This is a genomic window from Rhodoferax sp. ZS1R25 (assembly GCF_056521335.1).
Map to the genome: position 1 here is coordinate 1,673,444 of NZ_JBWMAZ010000001.1, position 14,273 is coordinate 1,687,716.

Genomic DNA, 14,273 nt, shown 5'->3' on the forward strand with positions numbered 1-14,273 from the left:
AGATGAACTCTCAAAAACGACTGATCACCATGCTGGTGGCCGCTGCCGGCCTGTTGATCCTGCCGCTGGTGCTGCAAGGCTTCGGCAACGCCTGGGTCCGTATCGTGGACATGGCACTGCTGTTTGTGCTGCTGTCCCTGGGCCTGAACATTGTGGTGGGCTACGCCGGTCTGCTGGACTTGGGCTATGTGGCGTTCTTCGCCATTGGTGCCTATATGTATGGCCTGCTGGCATCGCCCCACTTGGTGGAAACCTTCCCCGCCATTGCCGCCATGTTCCCAGAGGGCATGCACACACCGCTGTGGGCCATCGTGCCGTTGGCGGCGGGTCTGGCCGGTGTGTTTGGCATCTTGCTGGGGGCGCCTACACTGCGCCTGCGCGGTGACTACCTGGCCATCGTGACCCTGGGCTTTGGCGAAATCATCCGGGTGTTCATGAACAACCTGGACAACCCCGTCAACATCACCAATGGTCCCAAGGGTCTTCTTGGCATCGATCCCTTGCATTTCTTCGGCTTCAATCTGGGCAAAAAGCACAGCTTCTTTGGTTTCGAGTTTGCCTCGGTATCGCTTTACTACTACCTGTTCCTCACGCTGGTCGTGGTGAGTGTGGTGATCAGCCACCGCCTGGAGCTGTCCCGCGTGGGCCGCGCCTGGATGGCCATTCGCGAAGACGAAATTGCCGCCAAGGCCATGGGCATCAACACCCGCAACATGAAGCTGCTGGCCTTTGGCATGGGCGCTACCTTCGGTGGCGTGTCGGGTGCGATGTTTGCCGCGTTTCAGGGTTTCATCTCTCCCGAGTCCTTCAGTCTGATGGAGTCCGTGATGATTGTGGCCATGGTGGTGCTGGGTGGCGTGGGCCATTTGCCCGGTGTGATTCTGGGGGCAGTGCTGCTGTCGGCGCTGCCTGAAGTGCTGCGCTACGTGGCTGGCCCGCTGCAAGCCATGACCGGTGGTCGCCTGGATGCTTCCATCCTGCGCCAGTTGCTGATTGCGCTGGCCATGATCAGCGTCATGCTGATTCGTCCGCGCGGTCTGTGGCCTTCGCCAGAGCACGGTAAATCTTTGCAAAACGCCAAAACCTGAACTTTGTTGGGCCACGGCTTCGCGCCCTGCGCAAGCCCGCTGGCCCTCAACAGAATGGAATCCATATGACAGATACAGTATTGAACGTCTCCGGCGTGTCCAAGCGCTTTGGCGGTTTGCAAGCCCTGAGCGATGTGGGCATCAAAATCGAACGCGGCCAGGTCTACGGCCTGATCGGTCCCAACGGCGCCGGCAAGACCACCTTCTTCAACGTGCTGACCGGCATGTACACACCCGATAGCGGCAGCTTTGAGTTGGCCGGCCGGCCTTACCAACCCACTGCAGTGCACACCGTGGCCAAGGCCGGCATCGCCCGCACCTTCCAGAACATTCGCCTGTTCGCAGAAATGACCGCGCTGGAAAACGTGATGGTGGGTCGCCACATCCGCACCCACTCCGGTTTGTTGGGTGCCGTGTTCCGCACACCCGGCTTCAAGGCCGAAGAACTCGCGATTGCCAAGCGCTCCCAAGAGCTTTTGGACTACGTGGGTATTGGCAAGTTTGCCGACTACAAGGCCCGTACCCTGAGCTACGGCGACCAGCGCCGTCTGGAAATCGCCCGCGCATTGGCCACCGACCCCCAGCTGATTGCGTTGGACGAACCCGCTGCTGGCATGAACGCCACCGAAAAGGTCATGCTGCGCGAACTGATTGACCGCATCCGCAAGGACAACCGCACCATCCTGCTCATCGAGCACGATGTGAAGCTGGTGATGGGCCTGTGCGACCGCGTGACGGTGCTGGACTACGGCAAGCAAATTGCCGAAGGCACACCTGCCGATGTACAGAAAAACGAAAAAGTGATTGAGGCCTACTTGGGCACGAGCGGCCACTAAGGAATTAGCATGACAACCCAGACTCTGCTCAAAGTTAAAGGCCTGAAGGTCTCGTATGGCGGCATCCAAGCCGTCAAAGGTGTGGATTTCGAAGTCCACGAAGGTGAATTGGTGTCGCTGATTGGCTCTAACGGTGCTGGCAAGACCACCACCATGAAGGCCATCACCGGCATCCTGCCCATCAACGCAGGTGACATCGAATACCTGGGCAAAAGCATCAAGGGTCAGGGCCCTTGGGACCTGGTCAAACAAGGCCTGGCCATGGTGCCCGAAGGCCGCGGCGTGTTCACCCGCATGACCATCACCGAAAACCTGCAGATGGGCGCCTACATCCGCACCGACAAGGCTGACATCCTGGCCGACATCGAGAAGATGTTCACCATCTTCCCGCGCCTGCGCGAGCGCAAGGACCAGCTGGCCGGCACCATGTCCGGTGGCGAACAACAGATGCTGGCCATGGGCCGTGCGCTGATGAGCCGCCCCAAGGTGCTGCTGCTGGACGAGCCCTCCATGGGTCTGTCGCCCATCATGGTGGACAAGATCTTTGAAGTGGTGAAAGACGTGTACGCCCAGGGCGTGACCGTGCTGCTGGTGGAGCAAAACGCCAGCCGCGCACTGTCCATCGCCAACCGCGGCTATGTGATGGAGTCCGGCATTGTGACGATGACCGGCAAAGCATCCGACATGCTGACCGACCCCAAGGTGCGCGCTGCTTACCTGGGCGAATAAGCCCCCCGGGCATCCCGGATACAAGTTGTTACGGCACTTTGCATTCGGGATGTCAGGCCAGCACTGAGTGAGGCCGTTGACAGCGCATGGAGTCATTCCATGCTCAACCTCAACAGGAGTTCACCATGAAAATTCACACTTTGCTGGCCGCTTTGGTATTGACCGCGACCGGCGCCGCGTTTGCGCAAACCGCAAGCCCCGCACCCAAAGATCCCTTGGCTACGCCCAAGATTGATCAGCGCGAGGCCAATCAGGAAAAGCGCATTGCGCAAGGTGTGGGTTCTGGCCAACTGACCCCGCGTGAAGCCCGCCGCCTGAACCGGGGTGAAGCCCGCATCGACAAGGTCGAAGACCACGCCGAAGCCGACGGCAAGGTGACGGGCCAAGAGCGCAAGCGCATTGCGCACCTGCAGCGCGCCGAGAGCCGCGACATCGCTTACCAAAAGCATGACCGCCAAGTGGACCTGAACCACGACGGCAAGCGCGATCGCAAGAACGGCAAGCAGTAACCCGTCCCCGGGGTGCGTTCAGGCGTGGGCCTTGTCGGCCTCCGAGGTGAACGCGTCCGCAAAAAACTCTTCTTCCGGCAGACCCGCCATTGCACAAAAGTCGGTGCGGGCCGAGTCCACCACAATCGGTGCGCCACAGGCGTAGACCTGATGGCCACTGAGGTCGGGCAGGTCGTCCAGCACCGCGCGGTGCACGAAGCCTGTGCGCCCCAGCCAGGCGTCTTCTGGCAGTGCGTTGGACACCACGGGCACGTAGCGCAGATGGGGCAGGCGCTGCTGCATCTCACGTACCCAAGCGTCCATGTACAGGTCCGCAGGGCGGCGCCCGCCCCAGTACAGCGTCACGGGCCGCGCAATGCCTTGCGCCAGCATGTGCTCCAGTAACGCCTTGACGGGTGCAAAGCCGGTGCCAGAGGCCAGCAGCACGATGGGCTTGTCCGAGTCTTCGCGCAGGAAGAACGAGCCATAGGGCCCTTCCAGCCGCAATATTTCTTTTTCCTTCATCGCGCCAAACACGTGGTCGGTGAACTTGCCGCCAGGCATGTGGCGGATGTGGAGCTCCATGCCAGCGCCCTGGCCGGGTGCGCTGGCCATGGAGTAGCTGCGCCGTGCTCCATCGCGCAAGATGAATTCGACGTATTGCCCGGCACGGTACGCAAAGTTGTCGTTGGCCGGCAACTGCAGTTGCAGCACCATGACGTCGTCGGACACCCGTTGCAGGGTGGTCACGCGCGTCGGCATTTTCTTGATGGGCAGGGCGCCAGCCTCGGTCACCTGGCGCGATTCGAGTACCACATCGCTCTGCGCAGTGGCGCAGCAGGTCAGCACCAGGCCGGCGGCTTCTTCCTGCTCGCTCAATGCCTTGGCCTGGTGCAAGCTGTGGTGTACCGAGCCTGACAGCAGTTTGCATTTGCAGGAGCCGCAGGCGCCGTCTTTGCAACCGTAGGGCAAACCAATGCCCTGGCGGATGCCGGCGGCCAGAATGGTTTCATCGGCTTGGGTGCTGAAGGCGCGTCCGCTGGGCTGCACGGTGACGGAGAAAGTGGTGGTGGCGTCCGCAGGGGCGGTCATCTTTTGGGTATCCTCAAGGGCTTGTCTGTCTGTAGCCCCTGATTTTGCCTTCAATCCAGTCTCCCCTTGGTGCCCTGCCGTCCCGCTTCAAACGCCAGCGTGTGCTGGTGGTGGGTTGTGGCGACGTGGGCAGCCGCATGGTGGCGGCGCACACCACGGTGCGCTGGCTGGCGCTGACCTCCAGCGCGTCGCGTGTGGAGGCGCTGCGGGCATTGGGCGCCGTTCCCCTGGTGGGCAACCTGGACCGCGCCACCACCCTGCATCGCCTGGCCGGTGTGGCCCACCGCGTGGTGTACCTGGCGCCCCCGCCGTCTGAAGGCTGGTCCGACCCTCGCGCAGCCCATCTGGGCCAGGTTTTGCGCCGGCGCAGCGCGCCGCAGCGTGCGGTGTATGGGTCCACCAGCGGCGTCTATGGGGACTGCCAGGGTGAATGGGTGGCCGAGACCCACGCGCTGTCTGCGCAGACCTCGCGCGCGCAGCGCCGCGTGCATGCCGAACAGACCTTGCGCACCTGGGGCCGGGCCAGCGGTGTGCCGCTCAGCGTGCTGCGCATACCCGGCATTTATGCGCCCAACCGCGAGGGCGGCACGCCCCATGCCCGGCTGCTCAAAGGCACGCCCGTGTTGTGCGCAGAAGACGACGTGTACACCAACCATATCCATGCCGATGACCTGGCCCGCGCCTGCTGGCTCGCGCTGTGGCGTGGCAAGCCACAGCGCACCTACAACGTGAGCGACGATTCGCAACTCAAGATGGGCGACTACTTTGACATGGCGGCCGATCTCTATGGCCTGCCCCGGCCACCGCGGGTGGCACGTGACAGCGCACGCGAGCAGTTGCCCGTGATGTTGCTGAGTTTTATGAGTGAATCACGCCGCCTGCTGAACCAGCGCATGAAGCAGGAGCTGCGCCTGGTGCTGCGTTACCCCGATGTGCAGCAGGGGTTGCGCAGTATTTAAGGCTAAGGCGCGTAGCGCTGGTAGGCCCATTGCAGGGCGCGCCACACCAACCAGCTGCTGGCCAGGGTGATGGGATAGGCCCACAGCACGTCGCTGAGCCAGTGCGCTACGTCGGACATGCGGGCAAACCCAATCACCAAGCCGCTGAGCGTGCCCACCACGGCCCAGGCGGTTTGCCGACGGCGGTGCACCAGCAGCAGGGTGGCCAGAAAGAAGCCGCAGGCCACGTGGCCGCTGACGAACGAGCAGTTGTTGTCGCACTGGTCGGTCATCACTGCGGCGCGGGTGAATTGTTGCGTGCCACCAAAGTTCTCCACCTGGTAGGGCCGCGCGCGCGCCCAGTGTTCCTTGAACCCCGCGTTCACCACCGCGCCGGGCCCGACGATGCCCGCCAGCACCACAAAGGCCAGCGGCAGGCGCAAATGTTTCCAGCGTTGCGAGAAGGTGGCGACCAGCCAGCCCACAAAGCACAGCACCAGCACGCCGCGAAAAATGGCCGGGATATAGAGGTTGATGCCCTGCACCCACCACCAGTTGCCCGAGGCGATCGTGGGCTCTGCCCCGGTGAACAGGCCTGCTGCCGCCAGGTCCAACGCCGGGAACGCCGTGGGCACCAGAGCGGCCAGCAGTGCAAAGGCCAGCAGGCCCCAAAACAGGCGGGGCGTGGCTGTGGTGGCAGGGGTGGTAGACGACGACATGGGGTTGGAGGTTCGGAACGCGAAAGACCGTGATTGTGCGGGATGTTGGTCGGGGCTGGTTACCATAGGCTTTTGCCACCCGATTCTCCGGATACCTCCATGCTGTTTTCTTCTTTTAAACCTGTTGTGACGGTTGCGCTTGTGCTGGCTTTGGCCGGCTGCGAGGTCGCCCCGGTGCAACCTCAGGCCGTCCCGGTGTCAGGTGCCCTGTTGCAGGGGCGTGAATGGGTGGCCAGCTACATCGATGGCATCGCCACCGTGGCAGCCCCAGCCCCCCGGTTGCGCTGGACCGCTGCGGACCAGCTGGCAGGCAGCGGCGGCTGCAACGCCTTCATGGGCCGGGCGGTGGTGGAGCAGGGTGCTTTGAAGCTCGGCCCCCTCGCTGCGACTGGCAAGGCCTGCATGACGGCGCCCCAAGGCCAGGAGGACCGTTTCTTCAAGGCGCTGGAGGCCACCCGCAGCGTGCGTTTGCAAGACGGGCAGTTGCTGTTGCAAGACGCGGCAGGCCGTTTGCTGGCCCGCCTGGCGCCTGCCACTACGGCGCCTTGACATTGTTCAGGCCGCTGTGACCAGTGGCAGGCTGCGCTGGCGCTTGCCGGTCAGGGCAAACAGGGCGTTCGCCACCGCGGGGGCAATGGGCGGCACCCCGGGTTCGCCCACACCGCCGGGGTGGCGCGTGCTGGGGACCAGCCAGGTTTCTACCACCGGGGCCTCAGCCAGTTGCACCATGGGGTAGCTGGGGAAGCTGGACTGTTGCACCGCGCCGTCCTTGATGTCGATCTTGCTGTACAGCGCGGCCGTGAGACCAAACACCACAGCGCTTTCCATTTGCTGCGCCACGATGTTGGGGTTGACCACCGTGCCACAGTCGATGGCGCACACCACCTTGTGCACGCGTGGCACACCGTTTTTCAGCGATACCTCAGCGATCTCCGCAACGATGGAGCCAAACGACTCGTGCAGTGCCACCCCACGCGCACGCCCGGCGGGCAGGGGGCTGCCCCAGCGCGCCTTGTCAGCGGCCAGCTGCAACACTGCAGCGTAGCGGGGGGCTTCCTTGAGCAGGGCCAGACGAAAGGCCACCGGGTCCTGCTTGGTTTTGGCGGCCAGCTCGTCGATAAAGCTTTCCGAGAAAAACGCGTTGTGCGAATGCCCGACCGAGCGCCAAAAGCCCACCGGCACTTCCATGCGCGTGGCCACGTGGGCCATGTGCTGGTTGGCAAAGCCGTAGGGCAGGTCAAACAGGCCTTCCGCGGTGGTCTTGTCGGGCATGTCGATGGGGCCAGACAGGGCCGGCAGCCCGCGGGCCATCCAGCGCGGGCTGATGGCGTCACCGGCGGACTTGATGCGCAGGCTGCTGACCTGGCCTTGGCTGTCGATGGCGGCGCGCAGCTGGGCCACATGCATGGGGCGGTAAAAATCGTGCGTGGTGTCTTCCTCGCGCGACCAAGCCAGTTGCACCGGGCGGCCCTTGCAGGCCATGGCTACGCGGACGGCCTGGGCCACGTAGTCCACCTCCAGCCGGCGACCAAAGCCACCGCCCAGCAGCGTCACATGCAGGGTGACCTTGTCCTCTTTGACGCCCGCCACCTTGGCGGCGATGGCGCGGGCCATTTCCGGAACCTGGGTGGGCGCCCAGACCTCGACAGCGCCGTCTTTCACCTGCGCCGTGCAATTCATGGGCTCCATGGTGGCGTGGGCCAGGTAAGGTGCTTGGTAAGCAGCCTCTACCGTGCTGGCAGCTGCAGCCTCAGCGGCCTTGGTATCGCCTTTGTCGTAGAACGCAAAGCCGTCTTCGGCTTGTAGGGCCGCTTTCAGGCGCTCTTCGATCTTCTGGGTGTCTAGCGGGCCGCCTACGGGGGCTTGCCACTGCACCTGCACGGCTTGCACAGCCTGGCGCGCATGCCAGGTGGTTTTGCCGACCACGGCAAAACCGGCCGTGGAGCCCCCCAAGGCGTCCAGCGGTACCAGCGTTTCTATGCCGGGCATGGCCAGTGCGGCCTTGCTGTCCAGTGATCCCACGGTGCCACCCAGCTGGGGTGCCAGGCGGATGGCTGCAAACAGCATGTCGGGTACGCGTACATCCAGCCCAAACCGAGCTGTGCCATTGGTCTTGGCGGGAATGTCCACGCGCGGTGCCGGGGTGCCCAGCAGCTTCCAGTCCTTGCGGTCCTTGAGGGTGACGTTGGACGGCTTCCGTCCGGCGGCGCCTTGGGCCAGCGCGCCAAAATGGGCAGACTTGCCGGACGCATGTTGCACCACGCCATCCTGGATTTTCAGTTCGGCAGGGGGCACTTTCCACTGCTCGGCGGCAGCGTCCAGAAGGCTGGCGCGGGCCAGGGCTGCGGCGGTGCGCAGAGGCTCCCAGGCATCGGCCACGCTGGACGAGCCGCCCGTGGCGTTGATGCCCAGTTCGCGCGCGATTTTGCCGACGAACCATTGGCCTAGCTTCACCTTCGCAGGCGGGTTGTCCCTCTCGGTTTCCAGCGGGTGGAAGGGCAGGGTGGCGGTCAGCATCACCACGTTGCCATACAGGGTTTCTGCCCCGGCCTGCTGCAGGCGTACCTTGGCCAGCGAAACATCGAGTTCCTCGGCCACCAGCATGGCCAGCGCGGTGTGCACGCCCTGGCCCATCTCGCTGCGTGGCATCGCCAGCACCACGGTGCCGTCCTTGGCGATCTTGATCCAGCCGTTCAGGCCCACTTCGCCTTCGATAGGCAGCATCAGCGCGCCATCGCCCAGGCGTGAGCGCTGCGGCGTCAGGCCCCAGCCCACCACCAGTGCGCCCGTGGCGCCTAAGGCGCTCAGTATCCAGGTGCGGCGCTTCATGCTGCGGCTCCTTGGGGTTGGCCGGCCGCGCGGTGGATGGCGGCGCGCACGCGCTGGTAGGTTCCGCAGCGGCAGATGTTGGTCATGGCCTCATCGATGTCGGCATCGGTGGGTTTGGGTTTGCGGGCCAAGAGGGCGGCGGCGGCCATCAGCATGCCGCTTTGGCAGTAACCGCACTGGGGCACCTGCTCGGCAATCCAGGCGGCCTGCAGGGCGTGCAGCTTGTCGGGGCTGCCCAGGGCTTCGATGGTTTTGATCTTGGTGCCGACCACGGCGGACACCGGCATTACGCAGGAGCGCACCTGTTGGCCGTCTACATGTACCGTGCAGGCGCCGCAGGCCGCGACGCCGCAGCCAAACTTGGTGCCGGTCATGTTCAGGGTGTCGCGCAGCACCCAGAGCAGGGGCATGTCGGGCGGGGCGTCGGCGGTCACCACCTTGCCATTGATGTTGAGTTCCATGGGCGTCTCCTTTGCATGTGCGGGCTAGCGCGACACATCATAGGGGGCGCCATGGGGCCGTGGTGTCACCCAAGGCTACTGGCAAGAAAAAAGCCTGCTGTTTTTGCAAGCAGCAGGCTTTTTGATCTGGTGCCCAGGGCCGGACTCGAACCGGCACGCCTTGCGGCGGGGGATTTTGAGTCCCCTGAGTCTACCAATTTCACCACCTGGGCAGGTCATTCTGTGAAGCGCGAATTATGGCACATTTATGGGCATGACATTCCCCACCATCGAAGACGCCATCGGGAACACCCCGCTGGTCGCACTGCAGCGCATCCAGGCCACCGACAACCAGTCCCGCAACACCGTGGTGTTGGGCAAGCTCGAGGGTAACAACCCGGCCGGCTCCGTCAAAGACCGCCCGGCCCTGTCCATGATCCGGCGCGCGCAGGAGCGCGGCGACATCCAACCTGGCGACACGCTGATCGAAGCCACCTCGGGCAACACCGGCATTGCGCTGGCCATGGCCGCGGCCGTCAAGGGTTACCGCATGGTGCTGATCATGCCGGAGGACCTGTCCATCGAGCGCGCCCAGACCATGAAGGCCTTTGGTGCCGAGCTGATCCTCACCCCCAAGAGCGGCGGCATGGAGTACGCGCGCGACCTGGCCGAGCAGATGCAGCGCGAGGGCAAGGGCCGTGTGCTGGACCAGTTTGGCAATGACGACAACCCGCGCATCCACTACGAGACCACGGGCCCCGAGCTTTGGGCGCAGACCCAAGGCCGCATCACCCATTTTGTGAGCGCCATGGGCACCACGGGCACCATCACCGGCGTGTCGCGCTTTTTGAAAGAGAAGAACCCGGCCATCCGCATCATCGGTGCCCAGCCGTCGGAGGGCTCGCGCATCCCGGGCATCCGCAAATGGCCAGAGGCTTATTTGCCCAAGATTTACGACCCCAAGAATGTGGACGAGTTGGTGAATGTGAGCCAGCTTGACGCCGAAGACATGTGCCGCCGCCTGGCGCGCGAAGAGGGCATCTTTGGTGGCATCTCCGCTGCCGGCGCCTGCTGGGTGGCGCAGGAGATTGCCAAGCGCGAGCGTGACGCGGTGATCGTGTTTGTGGTGTGCGACCGCGGTGACCGCTACCTCTCCACAGGGGTGTTTCCCGCGTAATTGATAAGAAATAGGCCTCTAGCCCCCGTGTTCATTGCGCGGGTAGCTATTGAATGCATAGCAAAACAATTTCGATAGGAGTGGGTATGTCAGCAGCTTTCAAGTTCTGTCCGCAGTGCGCTACGGCGCTGGAGCACATCACGCTGGCCGAAGACGGTGGCGACAAGACCCGCCTGCGCTGCCCGGCTTGCGACTTCACCCACTGGAACAACCCCACGCCCGTGCTGGCCGCGGTGATTGAGTACAACGGGCAAATCTTGCTGGCGCGCAACGCGGCCTGGCCCGGCAAGATGTACGCGCTGATCACTGGCTTCATGGAGGCCGGCGAGACACCCGAAGAGGGCATTGCGCGCGAAATTTCTGAAGAGACCAACCTGACCACCAGCGCGCTCAAGCTGCTGGGCGCCTACGACTTCCAGCGCATGAACCAAGTCATCATTGCCTACCACGCGGTCTGCCATGGCGAGGTGAAGCTGAGCCCCGAGCTGGTTGACTACCGCCTCTACAACCTGGAAGACGTGAAATGCTGGCCCGCGGGTACCGGCTATGCGCTGGCCGAGTTTTTGCGCTCACGCGGACACGAGCCGACCTTCATCGACCCGGTGTGGCGCCAGGACGCCGAGAAGCTGGCGACTTAAAATCGGGGCCAACGCCAGAAAGCCTATCGCATGCACACCGACAAAGAAGTTGACACCCGCGGGTTGAACTGCCCGCTGCCCATCCTCAAGGCCAAGAAGGCCCTGGCAGAGCTGTTGAGCGGCCAGACGCTGAAGGTGGTGGCCACCGACCCTGGCTCCATCCGCGACTTTCAAGCCTTTGCCAAGCAGACCGGCAACGAGCTGTTGGAGCAGGAAACCGTGGGTGCCGAATACATCCACGTGCTGCGCCGACGCTAAGCCAGCGCGACCAAGACCCATAAAAAAGCCGCCGGGGCAACCCGGCGGCTTTTTTGTTGGGGCGGATGTAGCGCTCAGCCCAGACGGGCCAGCTGCTCTTTCACCTTCTCCAGCGTGGCGGCAAAGTCGGCCACGCGCTTGCGTTCCTGCTCCAGCACGGCGGCCGGGGCCTTGGCCACAAAGGCTTCGTTGCTCAACTTGACGCTGGCCTTGGTGATCTGCTCTTCCAGGCGCGCTACTTCCTTGCCCAGGCGAATCTTTTCGGCGGCCACATCCACTTCCACAAACAGGCAGACACGTGCTTCGCCCACCACCGCGACGGGGGCAGACTGGGCAGCGGCTTGCCAGCTGGCTTCGTCGGCGAACACCTTCACCTCGCTGAGCTTGGCCAGCGACTGCAGCACGGCGGCCGAGGCTTGCAGGAATTCGCCCTCAGCCGCGCTGTGGGCCACCACGAACAGCGGCAAGCGGGCGGCGGGCGACACGTTCATTTCGCCGCGCAGGTTGCGGCAAGCGTCCACCAAGGCTTTGAGCTTGGCGACGTGGGCAATGGAGGCCTCGTCGATGCGCTCGGGCTGGCTCACGGGGTAGGCGGCGATGGACACCGATGGACCCTGGCGGCCGGCGACGGGCGCCACCTTTTGCCACAGCTCTTCGGAGATGAAGGGCGTGATGGGGTGGATCAGGCGCAGGATGACTTCCAGCGTGCGGATCAACGTGCGGCGCGTGGCGCGTTTTTGTGCGTCGGTGCCGGTGTTGATCTGCACCTTGGCGATTTCCAGGTACCAGTCGCAGAACTCGTTCCACACGAAGTCGTAAATCGTGTTGGCCACGTTGTCCAGGCGGTACTCGGCAAAGCCCTTGGCCACTTCGGCTTCGGTCTTTTGCAGCAGCGAGACGATCCAGCGATCGGCCTGGCTGAACTCCAGGTAGCCGTGGGCTTCGCCACCGGGGGCGCACTGCTCTTTGGTGTGCTCGTTCAGCCCACAGTCATTGCCTTCGCAGTTCATCAGCACAAAGCGGGTGGCGTTCCACAGCTTGTTGCAGAAGTTGCGGTAGCCTTCGCAGCGCTTGCTATCGAAGTTGATGCTGCGGCCCAAGCTAGCCAGTGCGGCAAAGGTAAAGCGCAGTGCGTCAGCACCGTAGGCCGGAATGCCTTCGGGGAATTCTTTTTCGGTGTTCTTGCGCACCTGGGGTGCGGTCTCGGGCTTGCGCAGGCCTTCTGAGCGTTTGACCAGCAGAGGCGCGAGCGAGATGCCGTCAATCAGGTCGACAGGGTCCAGCACATTGCCCTCGGACTTGCTCATCTTCTTGCCCTGCGCGTCTTTCACCAGGCCGTGGATGTAGACATGCTTGAACGGCACACGCCCCGTGAAGTGCGTGGTCATCATGATCATGCGGGCGACCCAGAAGAAGATGATGTCGTAGCCCGTCACCAGCACGCTGCTGGGCAGGTAGAGGTTGTAGTCGTCGGTGGCACCGGTGCCCGCGCCTTCGTTGCCCCAACCCATGGTGCTGAAGGGCACCATGGCGCTGGAGTACCAGGTGTCCAGCACGTCGGGGTCGCGCTTGAGCGTCTTGCCGGGGGCCTGGGCCTGGGCTTCCGCCTCATTGCGGGCCACATAGACCTTGCCGTCTTCGTCGTACCAGGCCGGGATTTGGTGGCCCCACCAGAGCTGGCGGCTGATGCACCAGTCCTGGATGTTGTTCATCCACTGGTTGTAGGTGTTGACCCAGTTCTCGGGCACAAACTTGACCTCACCACTCTGCACTACGTCGATCGATTTTTGCGCGATGGACTTGCCCGTGGCGTCCCCCTTGCCCACGGTGTTCATGGCCATGAACCACTGGTCGGTCAGCATGGGTTCGATGACCTGGCCGGTGCGCGCGCAGCGCGGCACTTGTAGCTTGTGCTTCTTCACCTCGACCAGGAAACCGCCGGCTTCCAGATCGGCCACCACCTTTTTGCGCGCCACAAAGCGGTCCAGCCCCTGGTAGGCCGCAGGCGCGTTCTCATTGATCTTGGCGTCCAGCGTCAGCACGCAGATCATGGGCAGCTTGTGGCGCTGGCCCACGGCATAGTCGTTCTGGTCGTGCGCGGGCGTGACCTTGACCACACCGGTACCAAAGGCCTTGTCCACGTAGTCGTCGGCAATCACCGGGATCTCGCGGTCGCACAGCGGCAGCTTCACCATCTTGCCGATGAGGGCGGTGTAGCGCTCGTCTTCGGGGTGCACCATCACGGCCACGTCACCCAGCATGGTTTCGGGCCGGGTGGTCGCCACGGTGATGTCACCACTGCCATCGGCCAGCGGGTAGCGGATGTGCCACAGCGAGCCGTCTTCCTCTTCGCTCTCCACCTCCAGGTCGCTCACCGCGCTCATGAGGATGGGGTCCCAGTTCACCAGGCGCTTGCCGCGGTAGATCAGGCCTTGCTCATAGAGCTGCACAAAGGTCTCGGTCACCGTTTTGGACAGCTTGGGGTCCATGGTGAAGTACTCGCGGCTCCAGTCCACGCTGTCGCCCATGCGGCGCATCTGGCCGGTGATGGTGTTGCCGGACTTTTCTTTCCACTCCCACACCTTGGCGGTGAAGGCCTCGCGGCCCAGGTCGTGGCGGCTGATCTTTTGCTCTTGCAGCTGGCGTTCCACCACGATCTGGGTGGCGATGCCGGCGTGGTCAGTGCCCGGAATCCAGGCGGTGTTGAAACCGGCCATGCGGTGGTAGCGCGTCAGGCTGTCCATGATGGTCTGGTTGAACGCGTGGCCCATGTGCAGCGTGCCCGTCACATTGGGCGGTGGCAGCTGGATGGCAAACGCGGGCTGGCCGGCCTGCGGGGCCTGGGTGCCGCGGTAGCCCGCTACACCGTAGCCACGCTTTTCCCACTCGGGGCCCCAGTGTGCTTCCAGCGCGACGGGCTCGAAGGATTTGGACAGGGACTGCAGACCCGGTTGTTCGGGGGCGGAGGGCGTGGGGGTAGCTTGGTCAGACATGGGGTTCTCTTGGGAGGACCCGCGATTTTACCGGGCAGGCGCTAAGCT

General features: G+C 63.7%; 14 protein-coding genes and 1 tRNA gene. 9 read left to right on the plus strand and 6 right to left on the minus strand.

Features of this window, described 5'->3' with window-relative positions; all coding sequences use genetic code 11:
* Positions 1-2 precede the first annotated feature (2 nt).
* The 4 genes from AC097R_RS07980 to AC097R_RS07995 all read left to right on the plus strand — a co-directional run bounded on the left by AC097R_RS07980 (position 3) and on the right by AC097R_RS07995 (position 3,162).
* Positions 3-1,088 (plus strand): branched-chain amino acid ABC transporter permease, encoded by a 1,086-nt coding sequence (locus AC097R_RS07980; RefSeq protein ID WP_479597449.1) that lies wholly within the window; start codon positions 3-5, stop codon positions 1,086-1,088.
* Positions 1,089-1,153: 65 nt separating this feature from the next.
* Positions 1,154-1,924: an ABC transporter ATP-binding protein gene (locus AC097R_RS07985; protein WP_479597451.1), complete on the plus strand. Its 771-nt coding sequence runs from the start codon at positions 1,154-1,156 to the stop codon at positions 1,922-1,924.
* 9 nt (positions 1,925-1,933) lie between these two features.
* A complete protein-coding gene (locus AC097R_RS07990; RefSeq protein WP_479597454.1) occupies positions 1,934-2,653 on the plus strand; it encodes an ABC transporter ATP-binding protein in 720 nt (239 codons plus the stop codon).
* A 125-nt stretch (positions 2,654-2,778) separates the two neighbouring features.
* Positions 2,779-3,162 carry a hypothetical protein gene (locus AC097R_RS07995; RefSeq protein ID WP_479597457.1) on the plus strand — a complete coding sequence of 128 codons (384 nt, stop codon included), beginning with the start codon at positions 2,779-2,781 and terminating at the stop codon, positions 3,160-3,162.
* Between the two features lie 18 nt (positions 3,163-3,180).
* Here AC097R_RS07995 and AC097R_RS08000 read toward each other — a convergent pair whose 3' ends face one another.
* Positions 3,181-4,233 (minus strand): CDP-6-deoxy-delta-3,4-glucoseen reductase, encoded by a 1,053-nt coding sequence (locus tag AC097R_RS08000; RefSeq protein ID WP_479597459.1) that lies wholly within the window; start codon positions 4,231-4,233, stop codon positions 3,181-3,183.
* Positions 4,234-4,277: 44 nt separating this feature from the next.
* On the opposite strand from AC097R_RS08000, the gene AC097R_RS08005 reads away from it, so the two are divergent.
* Positions 4,278-5,192, plus strand: coding sequence for an SDR family oxidoreductase (locus AC097R_RS08005; protein WP_479597461.1), 915 nt, complete (start codon positions 4,278-4,280; stop codon positions 5,190-5,192).
* Positions 5,193-5,194: 2 nt separating this feature from the next.
* Here the strand turns inward: AC097R_RS08005 and AC097R_RS08010 are convergent, their stop codons facing one another.
* On the minus strand, positions 5,195-5,890 hold the full coding sequence (locus tag AC097R_RS08010; RefSeq protein WP_479597463.1) for a phosphatase PAP2 family protein: 696 nt from the start codon (positions 5,888-5,890) through the stop codon (positions 5,195-5,197).
* A gap of 126 nt (positions 5,891-6,016) precedes the next feature.
* Here AC097R_RS08010 and AC097R_RS08015 point away from each other — a divergent pair, with 126 nt between their 5' ends.
* The gene (locus AC097R_RS08015; protein WP_479597465.1) at positions 6,017-6,439 is read left to right on the plus strand and encodes an META domain-containing protein; all 423 of its coding nucleotides are present in this window, start codon (positions 6,017-6,019) and stop codon (positions 6,437-6,439) included.
* 6 nt (positions 6,440-6,445) lie between these two features.
* Here the strand turns inward: AC097R_RS08015 and AC097R_RS08020 are convergent, their stop codons facing one another.
* The 3 genes from AC097R_RS08020 to AC097R_RS08030 all read right to left on the minus strand — a co-directional run bounded on the left by AC097R_RS08020 (position 6,446) and on the right by AC097R_RS08030 (position 9,392).
* Positions 6,446-8,719 (minus strand): xanthine dehydrogenase family protein molybdopterin-binding subunit, encoded by a 2,274-nt coding sequence (locus AC097R_RS08020; RefSeq protein ID WP_479597467.1) that lies wholly within the window; start codon positions 8,717-8,719, stop codon positions 6,446-6,448.
* The gene (locus AC097R_RS08025) at positions 8,716-9,180 is read right to left on the minus strand and encodes a (2Fe-2S)-binding protein (RefSeq protein ID WP_479597469.1); all 465 of its coding nucleotides are present in this window, start codon (positions 9,178-9,180) and stop codon (positions 8,716-8,718) included. Before AC097R_RS08025 ends, AC097R_RS08020 begins: the two co-directional genes overlap by 4 nt.
* A 127-nt stretch (positions 9,181-9,307) precedes the next feature.
* Positions 9,308-9,392, minus strand: a tRNA-Leu gene (locus tag AC097R_RS08030).
* A 41-nt stretch (positions 9,393-9,433) separates the two neighbouring features.
* Between AC097R_RS08030 and cysM the strand changes: the two genes are divergently transcribed.
* The 3 genes from cysM to AC097R_RS08045 all read left to right on the plus strand — a co-directional run bounded on the left by cysM (position 9,434) and on the right by AC097R_RS08045 (position 11,232).
* Positions 9,434-10,336, plus strand: coding sequence for a cysteine synthase CysM (cysM, locus tag AC097R_RS08035; protein ID WP_479597471.1), 903 nt, complete (start codon positions 9,434-9,436; stop codon positions 10,334-10,336).
* Positions 10,337-10,422: 86 nt separating this feature from the next.
* A complete protein-coding gene (locus AC097R_RS08040) occupies positions 10,423-10,974 on the plus strand; it encodes an NUDIX domain-containing protein (RefSeq protein WP_479597473.1) in 552 nt (183 codons plus the stop codon).
* A 30-nt stretch (positions 10,975-11,004) separates the two neighbouring features.
* On the plus strand, positions 11,005-11,232 hold the full coding sequence (locus tag AC097R_RS08045; RefSeq protein ID WP_479597475.1) for a sulfurtransferase TusA family protein: 228 nt from the start codon (positions 11,005-11,007) through the stop codon (positions 11,230-11,232).
* A 74-nt stretch (positions 11,233-11,306) separates the two neighbouring features.
* Here the strand turns inward: AC097R_RS08045 and AC097R_RS08050 are convergent, their stop codons facing one another.
* Positions 11,307-14,225: a valine--tRNA ligase gene (locus AC097R_RS08050; RefSeq protein WP_479597477.1), complete on the minus strand. Its 2,919-nt coding sequence runs from the start codon at positions 14,223-14,225 to the stop codon at positions 11,307-11,309.
* Positions 14,226-14,273: the final 48 nt, after the last annotated feature.